This is a genomic window from Pseudomonas sp. MH10 (genome assembly GCF_034353045.1).
In the GTDB taxonomy this organism is placed as follows: domain Bacteria; phylum Pseudomonadota; class Gammaproteobacteria; order Pseudomonadales; family Pseudomonadaceae; genus Aquipseudomonas.
The window spans coordinates 1606272-1617744 of the sequence record NZ_CP133783.1; the positions used below are offsets into that span (position 1 = coordinate 1606272).

10 protein-coding genes and 1 pseudogene are annotated in these 11473 nt (G+C 58.3%); 1 reads left to right on the plus strand and 10 read right to left on the minus strand.

Annotated features, from left to right (window positions below):
- Positions 1-34 precede the first annotated feature (34 nt).
- From phnF to phnC, 4 genes are all read right to left on the minus strand, one after another.
- Complete coding sequence (gene phnF, locus RHM59_RS07175) at positions 35-739, minus strand: phosphonate metabolism transcriptional regulator PhnF (RefSeq protein ID WP_322286286.1); 705 nt, start codon at positions 737-739, stop codon at positions 35-37.
- A gap of 33 nt (positions 740-772) precedes the next feature.
- Positions 773-1561 (minus strand): phosphonate ABC transporter, permease protein PhnE, encoded by a 789-nt coding sequence (phnE, locus tag RHM59_RS07180; protein WP_322168984.1) that lies wholly within the window; start codon positions 1559-1561, stop codon positions 773-775.
- 75 nt (positions 1562-1636) lie between these two features.
- A complete protein-coding gene (phnD, locus tag RHM59_RS07185) occupies positions 1637-2641 on the minus strand; it encodes a phosphonate ABC transporter substrate-binding protein (RefSeq protein ID WP_322168981.1) in 1005 nt (334 codons plus the stop codon).
- A 67-nt stretch (positions 2642-2708) separates the two neighbouring features.
- Positions 2709-3542 carry a phosphonate ABC transporter ATP-binding protein gene (phnC, locus tag RHM59_RS07190; RefSeq protein ID WP_322286287.1) on the minus strand — a complete coding sequence of 278 codons (834 nt, stop codon included), beginning with the start codon at positions 3540-3542 and terminating at the stop codon, positions 2709-2711.
- A gap of 232 nt (positions 3543-3774) precedes the next feature.
- Between phnC and RHM59_RS07195 the strand changes: the two genes are divergently transcribed.
- Positions 3775-4671 carry an alpha/beta hydrolase gene (locus tag RHM59_RS07195; protein ID WP_322168975.1) on the plus strand — a complete coding sequence of 299 codons (897 nt, stop codon included), beginning with the start codon at positions 3775-3777 and terminating at the stop codon, positions 4669-4671.
- A 675-nt stretch (positions 4672-5346) separates the two neighbouring features.
- Here RHM59_RS07195 and RHM59_RS25405 read toward each other — a convergent pair.
- The 6 genes and pseudogenes from RHM59_RS25405 to RHM59_RS07220 form a co-directional block, all read right to left on the minus strand.
- The gene (locus tag RHM59_RS25405) at positions 5347-6111 is read right to left on the minus strand and encodes a methyl-accepting chemotaxis protein (protein ID WP_416194793.1); all 765 of its coding nucleotides are present in this window, start codon (positions 6109-6111) and stop codon (positions 5347-5349) included.
- Positions 6112-6252: 141 nt separating this feature from the next.
- Positions 6253-7239 (minus strand): annotated as a pseudogene (locus RHM59_RS25410) (cache domain-containing protein); the annotation flags it as partial.
- 241 nt (positions 7240-7480) lie between these two features.
- A complete protein-coding gene (locus RHM59_RS07205; RefSeq protein ID WP_322168969.1) occupies positions 7481-8452 on the minus strand; it encodes an oligopeptide/dipeptide ABC transporter ATP-binding protein in 972 nt (323 codons plus the stop codon).
- Positions 8449-9468, minus strand: a complete 1020-nt coding sequence (locus RHM59_RS07210; protein WP_322286288.1) for an ABC transporter ATP-binding protein — start codon at positions 9466-9468, stop codon at positions 8449-8451. Before RHM59_RS07210 ends, RHM59_RS07205 begins: the two co-directional genes overlap by 4 nt.
- Positions 9465-10364: a D,D-dipeptide ABC transporter permease gene (gene ddpC, locus RHM59_RS07215; protein WP_322286289.1), complete on the minus strand. Its 900-nt coding sequence runs from the start codon at positions 10362-10364 to the stop codon at positions 9465-9467. Before ddpC ends, RHM59_RS07210 begins: the two co-directional genes overlap by 4 nt.
- A 1-nt stretch (position 10365) precedes the next feature.
- Complete coding sequence (locus RHM59_RS07220; protein WP_322168961.1) at positions 10366-11382, minus strand: ABC transporter permease; 1017 nt, start codon at positions 11380-11382, stop codon at positions 10366-10368.
- Positions 11383-11473: the final 91 nt, after the last annotated feature.

Sequence of the window (11473 nt, forward strand, 5' to 3'; positions counted from 1 at the left end):
CATCTCCATCGGGCTGTTCATTGGGACTCTTTAATCAGGTCAGGACTTGATACTGAAAGCGGTCCGATCGGCTGGTGGACTGAGCAAGCTCCACCGGTTGACCGGATCGATCACGAGAAAGGGTGAGAACGCTCAGCACGGGCAAGTGTCGGGGCATCAGCAACAAACCGGCTTCTTCACGGCTCGGCAGGCGTGCGCCGATCAGGCTGAAGGTGCGGGTCAACGGCAGATCGTGATCGGCGAAAAACTGCCGCAGCGAACCACCGGTATAGGCCGCCAGCATCTCGCTACGGCTGGCGCAATAACGGTGACGAATCAGGCTTACTGGCTGGCTGTCGACTAAGCGCAAGGTTTGCAGCTCAATGAGCGGCGCCTGATCGGCCAGCCCCAAATGGGTAGCTTCATCGCGATTGGCGAGGCAGATCCGCCGCTGCAATAAACGCGCTTCGACTCCATGGCCCAGGGCCGAGACCGATTGGCTGTAGGCGCTTTCGGCGGCCATGGGATAGATCAAGCGGCGTTCCAGCACCTGCGTGCCTTTGCCCTGCTTGCGCAGCAGGCTGCCTTCTAAGACCAACTCGTCGATGGCACGCCGCACGGTGTGACGGTTGACCGAAAACCGCGCGGCCAGGCGGATTTCTGCGGGCAGGTAATCCCCCGCCTGATAGTCGTCCAGCTCCCTGCGCAAGGTGTCGGCCAGCTCGCGGTAAACCGGTTCAATTTGTCTAGACAAGTGCATGGTTAAAAAAAGCGCCGTCAGGCACCGCCTCCGTTAAATGAACTGTTTGCGCAAGCGTTGCGACAGGATGTCGATCACGCTCACTACCAAAATAATGATCAGCAAGACAGCGCAGGTTTGGGTGAACTGAAAAGAGCGAATGTTTTCCCAGAGGATCACGCCGATGCCGCCGGCACCGACCATCCCGACCACCGTCGCCGAGCGCACGTTGGACTCGAAGCGATACAACGCGTACGAAATCCACAGCGGCAATACTTGCGGGATCACCCCGTAGATGACTTCTTGCAAAGCGCTGGCACCGGTGGCCCGCACCCCTTCAACCGGACCGGGGTCGATGGCTTCAACCGCTTCGGCAAACAGCTTGGCGAGCACACCGGTGGTGCCGATCCACAACGCCAATACCCCGGCGAATGGCCCCAGACCTACCGCCACCACGAACAACATGGCGAAGACCATTTCGTTGATTGAACGGAACGCGTCCATGACCCGGCGTACCGGCTGATGAACCCACCACGGGGTGATGTTCTCGGCACACAGAATGCCCAGCGGCACCGAACAGATAATCGCCAGGACCGTGCCCCATACGGCGATCTGCACCGTGACCAGCATTTCCTTCAGGTAGGAACGCCATTCGTGAAAGTCAGGCGGAAAAAAGTCGGCAGCGAAAGTCGCCATGTTCCCGGAGTCGCGGTAGAGCGCCAGCGGATTCATTTCGGCGCCGTGCCAAGACCAGACTAACAAGGCGAGGACCAGGCCCCAGCCGATATAGCGCGGCCAGGTGCGTTTGCCGACGGCGTCGACGTATGCGGCATGGGTAGTCATAAAAAACTCTCGACACTTCAAGCATTCAAAGGCAGCGACCGCCCGACACCGTCCGTGGTGTCAGGTCATCCGGCATTAACCGGCGCTGGCGGTGTTCTTCTTATCAAGCTCGGTAATGCGCTGTTGCAGCTTGGCCAGACTGCTGTCGAGGTCCTTCAGACGCTCTGTCTTTTCCTTCTCGTCCAGCGTGGTGCTGGCGACGACTTCGTTACGCTGCTTGAACAGTTCAAGCTGACGAATTGGCAGCAATTGATCGTCGGAAGACGGTAAGAACTTGCCCAACTGCATATCCTTGAGCACCGCCTTTTCGTGATCGGTATCGCCGTAGGTGGCGAAGAACTCACGAATCTTGGCTTTGTCGGTGTCCGACAGGCCCTTGTTCCAAACCATCGGGTCGGCTGGAATCAACGGCGACTTCCAGATCACTTTGAGCAACGCGGTCTTGTCCGGCTGCGTAACGGCCAGGCGGTCCCAGCTTTCGGTGTTGAAGGTCGCGACATCGAGTTGACCTTTTGCCACGCTCAGGGCGTTCACTTCGTGGCTCGAATTCAAGGTGCGCTTGAACGCGGTGGCCGCATCAACATGGTTCTTGGCGAAGACGTAATAGCCAGGAACCAAGTAGCCGGACGTCGAGTTGGGATCGCCGTTACCGAAGGTCAGGTTCTTGGCGTTTTTCAGCATGTCTTCGACGGAGTTGATCGGGCTGTCCTTGCGCACGATCAACAGGCTCCAGTAGCCCGCAGCACCATTGGCGGCGGCGGTCTGGGCGAAGATTTCGCCGTTGGAGCGGTCCACGGCCTCCATCGCGCCTTTGTTGCCCAACCAGGCGATATCGACCTTGTTGAAGCGCATGCCCTGAATCAAACCAGCGTAATCAGAGGCGAAGGTAGCGTTGACTTTCAGACCGGTTTTTTTCGACATATCGTCGAGAAACGGTTGCCAGATGCTCTTGAGGTTGGTCGATGACTCGGTGGACATAAGGCCGAAATTGATGACTTTCTCTTCAGCCTGAGCGGTGCCTAGACAGAAGGTGGCCAACAAAGCGGCAGACGCAAAAACGCGACCGATACGATTCAACATGGGCAGGTTCCTGGGAGAGAAAGGGTCAGTTGGGTGAGTTGAAACGGCAGCGTTTTCCGGCCCGCGATCACGCTCGGGCAAGGGCCAGCTTTAGCGGTTTTTCGGCGTTTCGCGCCGTGTCGGAGAACAGCAGACTGGTGTCCAGGTCCGCGCCGTACAGGCCGTTGAGAAACTCGGTACTAAGCGCCTCGGCGGCGCCATCAAAATGGATGCGGCCACCTTTGAGGGCCACGGCGCGCTGGCAATAACGCACGGCGTAATCCACTTGATGCAGGGTGACAACCACGGTTTTCCCGTCGCGGCGATTGATGTCAGCGAGAATTTCCATGACGTTGCGTGCGGATTCGGGGTCCAGCGAGGCAATCGGTTCGTCGGCCAGAATCACTTCGGCGCGTTGGGTCAAAGCACGGGCTATCGCCACGCGTTGCTGCTGCCCGCCCGATAAGGTAGAGGCGCGCTGAGCGGCAAAGTCGGCCAGGCCAACGCGGTCCAGAGACGCCATCGCCCTCTGTTTTTCCTCGGTGCTAAACAACCCCAGATTGCCGCGCCAGCTTGGCATGCGACCCAGGCAACCGAGCAACACGTTGTCCAATACGCTGAGGCGGTTGACCAGGTTGAACTGCTGGAAGATGTAGCCAATATCAGAGCGCAGCCGACGAACATTGCCATTCAAACGTCCGCACGCTTGCACTTCACGCCCCAATACCTGAACGCTGCCGCCGTTGTGTTTGTCACAGTGGACGAGCCCCGCCATGTGCCGCAACAGCGTGGACTTACCAGAGCCAGAAGCACCAATCAGCGCAACCATTTCACCGGATTGTATAGACAACGCAAGATCGATCAACGCGGTCTTGCGAGCAAAAGTCTTGTTCAGACGGTCGACATGGATAGCAGCGTTCATGGGCTTTTCTCTGTCTGGTTGAACAGCCTTTGCACGGCTGCGTTCGAGTGCTTCAGACAGTAGAGAGCCTGTGTTTCAGACCCATGAACTGCGGATGACAGTACGGTAACGGTAGGCTTACGGTTTGAGGTTGGACCCGATGACGGTGCGCCGTGCCAGTTCTGGCGTATCAGCGTATGGTTCTGAAAGCCCCGACTGACGGGGCTTCTTGTTGAGAGGGAGAGTCAGCGATATGCACGCCGCGCCGCGCTTTAATGTCCTGTTAATTATGTTACTAGGTGTTTTGCCGCTGGTCGCACAGGCCACTTCCACCCCGCGACCGACCCCGCAAGCTGCGTCCGAACCCACGTTGGCGGACAGTGGATCTGCTCATTATCGGTTCGAGCGATTGCACGTTGGTTCCACCGACGGCAAACGCCGCTACCGCCTGGATCTGGCCATACCCCGCCGCGCGCCACCTGCGGCAGGTTACCCGGTGGTCTATTTACTCGACGGCAATAACGTCATGGCGGAACTGCGTGATGATTGGCTCGCTGAACTGGATGCGGGCAATCCGCCGCTGCTGGTTATGGTCGGGTACGACATAGAAGGGCGCTACGACATGGACCTGCGAACCCGTGATTACACCGGGGTCGGGTCGGCGGATTTTTTGAAAACCCTCATCACCCAGATCAAACCGCTGGTTGAAAAACAGCAAGCCATCGACCGCCAGCAGCAGATGCTGTGGGGCCATTCATTTGGAGGGTTGTTTGTGTTGTACGCACTGTTTGAACAGCCGCAAGCATTTCAAACCTGGTTCGCGGCCAGTCCATCGCTTTGGTATCAGCCAGAAACCTACGCCAAAGGCATGGGGTTTACCGGCATTGCCCAGGGATCAAAACGACGGGTGATGATCATGCGCGGTTCAAAAGAAGGCAGCCCACCGGTTAAATCATTTGATGGCGGCTCGCTGGAGCGAAGAAAAGCCATGGCGGCGGTACCGGTGGACGCCAATCGACAGGTCGCAGCGCACCTGGCGACACAGCCTGGACTGACCGCGAATTACCAAGAGTTCGAAGGGTTGGCCCATGGCGACATGTTTAATGCCGCCCTTTATCCAGCGCTGAGAATGGCGGCAGGGTTGAAGTAAAACCGCGTTATTGATGCGCCTTCTATAGGAGAGTCCGCCACGTCTTCGACGCCGCGCTGTCGCGTAGCAAACTGGGTGGCACTTTGTGTGGTTTGAGGTTGCAGGGTGTCAGGACTGAAGCTTTCCCGAATAAATTCGGTCCCACAGATTCTGGCGCTGCACAGATTTCTGTAGGAGCTGCCGAAGGCTGCGATCAGGTCCGAAGGACCTTCGTCAACAAGTTGGCTCTACAGATGGCCGCCCGCCCGTAGATCGTCTGTGAATTGAATATCGAATTGCGGAAAGAGGCCCCGTGAAACCATGCGGCCGAATGCAGGTGTTGTGCAGGGGGTAACGAGGCAAGGATGCCGAGAAAGCCGTGCGCGGCCAGGGATGGCCGCTCACGGCGCCCCCCGGAGCAACGCCGGAGTGAGGGAAGACCGAGCCTAAGCGAGGGCCCGCATGGTGGGGCAAGCCCTTTTGGCGGGACCTTTTTGGCGTTTGAAAAAGGTTCCTCGCTGTAAAAGCGAAACCATAATTTCAGCCCCCACAAAGGCTGGATGTACACACAAAACTCAGCGCCAACCCATTGCTTTTAAAAGATTAAAAAGTAGTTTGATAAGAGCCAACGTGTTGGCGAAGCGGTGTATCAGCTCTCGCCAACACGTTGGCTCCTACAGAGAGGCGAGCGATCACTTATATCCGAAACGTCCCGACCAAATGCTGCAACTTGGTCGCCTGTTCTTCTAAATCCGCACAGGCCTCCAGCGTCAATTTCAAGTTATCGACCCCCGCCTGATTCAACGTGTTGATCTGCGTAATGTCGACATTAATCGACTCGACCACTGCCGTCTGTTCTTCAGTAGCCGTGGCCACTGATTGGTTCATGCCGTCGATTTCACTGATACGCCCGGTCACGCTGCTCAACCGATCACCGGCCTGGTTAGCGATGGTGACGCTGGTCTCGCTCTGGCGCTGGCTTTCGGTCATGGTCACCACGGCTTGCTTTGCGCCGACTTGCAGCTCCTCAATCATCTTCTGCACTTGCTGCGCCGAATCTTGAGTGCGATGTGCCAGGTTACGTACTTCATCAGCGACTACGGCAAACCCTCGGCCCGCTTCCCCTGCCCTCGCCGCTTCGATGGCCGCGTTCAGCGCCAGCAAATTGGTCTGCTGCGAGATGCTGGTAATGACCTCAAGAATCTGCCCGATATTGACCGTCTTGCCATTCAAGCTTTCGATATGGGTGCACGATTCGCTGATGTTGACCGACAGCAGATTCATCGCCTGAATGGTCTGCTGCACAACTCTTTGACCATCGCCCGCGAGCTGGCTGGCGTCGCTGGAATGCTGCGAAGCCAAGGCGGCGTTCTGCGCAATTTCTTGGGCGGCGGCTCCGAGTTCGTTGATCGCGGCCGCCACGCTGCTGGTGCGATTGGCTTGCTCATCGGAGCTGACCATCGACGAGTTCGACGCACAGACCACCCGTGCGGCGACTTCACTGAGGTGCGCTGCGGTGCCTGCCACTTCACGAATAGAACCGTGAATCCGTTCGACAAAGTGGTTGAACGACTCCGCCAGCGCGCCGAACTCGTCCTGAGCCTCAATGGCCAAGCGTTTGGTCAAATCACCTTCGCCGTCAGCGATGTCACGCATGGCCCGGCCCATCTGATGCAACGGTTGCATCAGCGCTCGAATCAACAGGCCCAGCAGCAGCACCACGACCAGCACAATGATGATCATCGCGGTCAGTGCCGAGGTACGAAATTCGCTGAGCATCGAATACGCGGCATCTTGATCCAGCACCAGTGCCACGTACCAGTTCGCCGACGAGAGACCTTCAACGTGGGTGAACGAGATAAATTCGGACTTGCCTTGAACGGTAACCTCGACCACCCCTGGGGCTATTTTCGGCGTGCCAACCGGGTACGCTTCGCTGAGGTTTTTCAGTACCAGCTTGCTGTCCGGGTGAATCAGAATCTTGCCGTCGCCACTGACGATAAACGCATAACCGTGACCGCCAAAGTTCAGCGAGTTGATGGTATTACTGATGCTGTCCAGAGCAATGTCAGCGCCGGCCACACCGACGAATTGGTTGTCGTGCTTGACCGGTAAGGCCAAGGTAACCACCAACTTTCCAGATGACGCGGCAATGTAGGGTTCAGTCACGACAGTGCTTTGCGCACTCACCGCCGCTTTGTACCAACCCCGTTGGCGCGGATCGTAATCACTCGCCCGATTGCCCGCAGGTACGGAAAACATCACGCCTTCGCTAGAACCGAAGTAACTCAACTGAAAGTTATCGGCGTACGCAGGCAGACCCACCGTGCGCTGAAGGGTAGGGATCGCCGTGCCATCGACGGCAATCTGTTGCGCCATGGATTGAAGCAATTGGGTTCGGCTTTCCAGCCAGGTCTGAATGTTATGGGTGGTCAGATTGCCCAGTTGTTGCAGTTCCGAAAATACATTGGCCTTCAGCGTTTCACGTTGTCGGTAGTCGTTTACAACAATAAAACAGGAAAACGCGACCACAATAATTAACGTGGCGGCCAGCAGGATTTTCCTGCTGAAGCCCATATTTCTGATCATTTGAACTGCATCCGGGAAAAAGACAGCAATGGCGAGTGCGCAAACTATGCGCACGCGAAGATTACGATGCAGCGTTGTACGGACTTATGTCAGCAAAAGGAAGAATAAATCGCCTTTACCAATGTGTTTACGCAGTTTCGCGAGTTATTTGCAGATCCCCTATATCTGTGGGAGCTAACTTGTTGGCGAAGAAGACGTGTAGCAGGCACTCCGCCTCGCGAACACGTTCACTCCTACCGTTTCAGGACTCCAGATGACAACGCACCAACGTATCTCCAACAGCCGCTAAAACTTGTGGCCTGTCGCAGCCGGTGGTAGCGCGGGGGCAGCGGTCGCGCAAGAAGCAGCCGGTGGGTAGGTTGCGGTTGCCCGGCAGTTCGGTGGGCGCCGCAACTTGAGCGTTGTCTAGCGGCGCGCCCAAACGGGGCACGGCTTCGAGCAGCAGACGCGTATAGGGATGGCGCGGTCGCTCAAGCACCTCGGCGGTGCTGCCCAGTTCGACAATCTGCCCCAGGTACATCACCGCCACCCGGTCTGCCATGTGCCGAACCACCGACACATTGTGGGAAATCAGGATGTAGGTCAGGTCGCGACTGCGTTGCAACTCTTGCAGCAGATTGAGAATCTGCGCCTGCACCGAAATATCCAGCGCTGAGGTCGGCTCGTCGAGAACAATAATGTCCGGGTTGGAAGAAAGCGCCCGAGCAATGGCGATACGTTGCCGTTGCCCACCGGAAAACTGATGGGGGAAGCGCTCCATATACTCGGTGCGGATTCCGACTTGCGCGGCCACTTTAGCGGCGATCTCACGCATTTCCCGGCGCGGCGCGGCACGCTGGACGAACAGCGGCTCGGTGATGATTTTCCAGATCGGCAAACGTGGGTCGAGTGAGGACTGCGGGTCCTGAAACACGATCTGCACATTGCTGCTGCGTTCTCGGGCGTCGTTATAGATCCAGTTCAGCGTGCCGCTGGTGGGCTTGATCAGGCCCATCAGCAGTTGCGCCAGGGTGCTTTTGCCACAGCCGGACTCACCGACTACCCCCAGTGTTTCACCGCCACGAACGTCCAGGTCGATCCCGTTCAGGGCATGGGCCACGCCTTTCGGGCGACCCAACCAGTCGCTGCCTACCGGAAAATGCACGCGCACCTCTTTAAGGTCGAGAATCGACGCGCTGTCAGTCGGCAATTGTTTACGGACGTTGCTGATCATGCCGATGGCTCCTGAACGCTCAGCCAGCAGGCGCTTTTGCGCAGACCGCTGGCATCGATGGCCTGAAGGGGTGGGCGTTGGCTGCAAACCGGCATTGCATACGCGCAACGGTCTTGAAACGTGCAGCCATCGGGCAATGCCGAGAGGTTGGGCACTTGCCCCGGTATCGTCATCAAGGGTTCGCCTGGCTGAACTTGTTCCGGCAAGCCGCTGAGCAAACCTTGGGTGTACGGATGACGCGGATCGGCCATAACCTCAGCGGTTGCGCCCTGCTCCACCACGGCGCCGGTGTACATCACGTACACCCGGTCGCAGAACTGCGACACCAAGGCCATGTCGTGGGTAATCAACAGAATCGCGGTGCCACGCTCACGGGCTTTTTCCCGCAACAGCAACAACACTTGGCGCTGCACCGTGACGTCTAACGCGGTGGTCGGTTCGTCGGCGATCAACAACTGCGGGTCGCACGAGAACGCCAAGGCAATCATCACTCGCTGGCGCATGCCACCGGACAGTTCGAAGGGGTAGCTTTCAAGCACCTGCTCGGGATCAGCGATGTGCATGTCACGCAGCAAACCCAAGGCTTTGGTCCTCGCCTGCGCCTTGCTCAACCGTTGGTGGTGAATGATCACGTCGAGCATCTGCCGACCAACGCGTCGGGTCGGGTTCAGCGCCGTCATTGGCTCCTGAAAAATCATCGCCGCATCGCGACCGCGAACTTTCAGCAGGTCTTTCTCTTTGGCCGCGAGCATGTCGCGCCCAAGGATGTGCAAGCTGCCGCCGCTGACCCGGTAACTGCGCTCCGGCAATAACCGCAAGCTGAGCATCGCCGTGACCGATTTGCCGGAACCCGACTCGCCAATCACGCCGACGATTTCGCCCGGATTCACGTGCAACGAAACACCGTTCAGTGCTTTGACCGTGCTGCGATAAGCCGGGAACTCAATGCTCAGTTGGTCGATGACCAGCACCGGCGCTGCTGACGGATGAAGATTTTGCGCACTGTGCATGCTCATTTCCCCTGTTGGCGCGGGTCGAGCAGGTCGCGTACGCCGTCGCCCACCAGATTGAAGCCGGTGGCGGTAATCAGAATCGCCAAGCCGGGGAAGGTCGAATACCACCATTGATCGAGGATGTAATTGCGTCCGGTGGCGACCATTGCGCCCCACTCTGCCGTTGGCTGTTGCGCGCCCAAACCGATGAAACCCAAGGCCGAGGCCATCAGAATTGCGCTGCCGATATCAAGGCTCAGTTGCACCAACAATGGCGGCATCGCGTTACGTGCGACGTGCCACAGCACGATGTGCCAACGCCCGGCGCCAAAGGTCTGCGCGGCTTTGACGTAGCCCATCTGGCGGATGCTCAATGCCTGCCCACGGGCCAGACGCACATAGAACGGAATCCGCACCAGCGTAATAGCCAACATCGCATTGAACAGGCTCGGCCCCAGCGCGGCGGTCAAGGCCATGATCAACACCAGCGACGGCACCGACAGCATGATGTCCATCAAGCGCATGATCAGCCCGTCGAAGCGCCCGCCGATGACCCCGGACATGCAGCCCAACAAGCCTCCGATCAAACAGGACGCAAAGGCCACAAACAGCCCGACGCCCACCGATTGCCGGCTGCCATACAACACCCGGCTGAACAGGTCACGGCCCACTTCGTCGGTGCCAAACCAATGCGCCGCGGACGGTTCAGCCAACCGCTGGGCGAGGTTTAAGGCGTTGGGGTCATGGGACGCCAGCCACGGCGCGAAGGCCATGCACAGCAGCACCAGCAAGGTGATTGCCATGCCGGCCATGGTCAGCGGGCTGCGGCGGATCTGGTAACGCAAATAGGCGAATTTATCCTGCCAGCGCGGCGTGCCTGGCAATGGCGCGACGATGGGTGGGGAAAGTGGCGTCGACATCTCAGTTCACCTCGCCAATGCGTGGGTCGATGACCCGGTACAGCAGGTCAATCGCCATGTTCAGCAGTACATAGATGAACGACACCAGAATCGCGAAGCCCATCACCGCTGGGAAATCCAACGATTGGATCGACTTGACCACATAAGCGCCCATCCCCGGCCAGGCGAACACCGTTTCGGTTAACACTGCGCCGTACAGCAAGTCACCCAAGGTTAGGCCCAGCACCGTCACTGACGGAATCAGCGCGTTAGGCAGCGCATGGCGCACTATCACCGCCCAGCGCGACAAGCCATACGCTCGGGCCGTGCGGATGTAGTCTTCACCCAGTTGATCAAGCATGGCCGAACGAATCTGCCGCGCGACCACGCCCAAATTGACGAAGCCTAGGGTCACCGCCGGCAAGATCAAATGCTGCACCGCGTTCCAGAACAACGCCCCATCCCCCGCCAGCAACGAATCAATCAGGTAAAACCCGGTGCGGTTTGGCGGCGGGTCGAGCCCTTCATCCAGCCGACCGCTGCCCGGCAGCCAACCAAGGTGCCCGTAGAACAGCACGATCAAGCCCAACCCGAGCCAGAACGCCGGCGTCGAAATACCGGTGACCGCAAGGGTCCGCGCCAGTTGGTCGATGGCGCGGTTGTGGTACACCGCCGACAGCACACCCAACGGCACTCCCACCAAAATCGACAGGGTCAGTGCGGTAAATGCCAACTCCAAGGTCGCTGGAAAGTACGCCTGCAAATCTTCCAGCACCGGCCGACTGGTCCGAATCGAGGTGCCAAGGTCGCCGTGGAACAGGTCGAGCATGTAGCGACCGTATTGCTGATACAGCGGCAAATCCAACCCCAGTTGATGACGGATGTGCGCAACGATGGCGTCGGTGGCACGGTCGCCCGCGATCAACCGGGCCGGGTCGCCGGGGATCAAATGGGAGATGGAAAAGGTAATCAACGAAACGCCGAACACAACCAATAACAGGCCGAACAGGCGTTTGCGCAACATATTCAAGAAGGCCATGAGGCACCTCGGTAACGCGACGAATCGGCAGCGATAAGTTGCCGTGGGCACAGCGCTGCAACGACCTGCGCTTACGGGCGAGGTCGCTGGA

Excerpts from the sequence above, each read along its gene's own strand:
- RHM59_RS07220 (WP_322168961.1), bottom strand. The coding sequence starts at position 11,382 with ATGGCCTTCTTGAATATGTTGCGCAAACGCCTGTTCGGCCTGTTATTG.
- phnE (WP_322168984.1), bottom strand. The coding sequence starts at position 1,561 with ATGACTACCCATGCCGCATACGTCGACGCCGTCGGCAAACGCACCTGG.
- phnD (WP_322168981.1), bottom strand. The coding sequence starts at position 2,641 with ATGTTGAATCGTATCGGTCGCGTTTTTGCGTCTGCCGCTTTGTTGGCC.
- RHM59_RS07195 (WP_322168975.1), top strand. The coding sequence starts at position 3,775 with ATGCACGCCGCGCCGCGCTTTAATGTCCTGTTAATTATGTTACTAGGT.
- RHM59_RS25405 (WP_416194793.1), bottom strand. The coding sequence starts at position 6,111 with ATGGTCAGCTCCGATGAGCAAGCCAATCGCACCAGCAGCGTGGCGGCC.
- phnC (WP_322286287.1), bottom strand. The coding sequence starts at position 3,542 with ATGAACGCTGCTATCCATGTCGACCGTCTGAACAAGACTTTTGCTCGC.
- RHM59_RS07210 (WP_322286288.1), bottom strand. The coding sequence starts at position 9,468 with ATGAGCATGCACAGTGCGCAAAATCTTCATCCGTCAGCAGCGCCGGTG.
- phnF (WP_322286286.1), bottom strand. The coding sequence starts at position 739 with ATGCACTTGTCTAGACAAATTGAACCGGTTTACCGCGAGCTGGCCGAC.
- RHM59_RS07205 (WP_322168969.1), bottom strand. The coding sequence starts at position 8,452 with ATGATCAGCAACGTCCGTAAACAATTGCCGACTGACAGCGCGTCGATT.
- ddpC (WP_322286289.1), bottom strand. The coding sequence starts at position 10,364 with ATGTCGACGCCACTTTCCCCACCCATCGTCGCGCCATTGCCAGGCACG.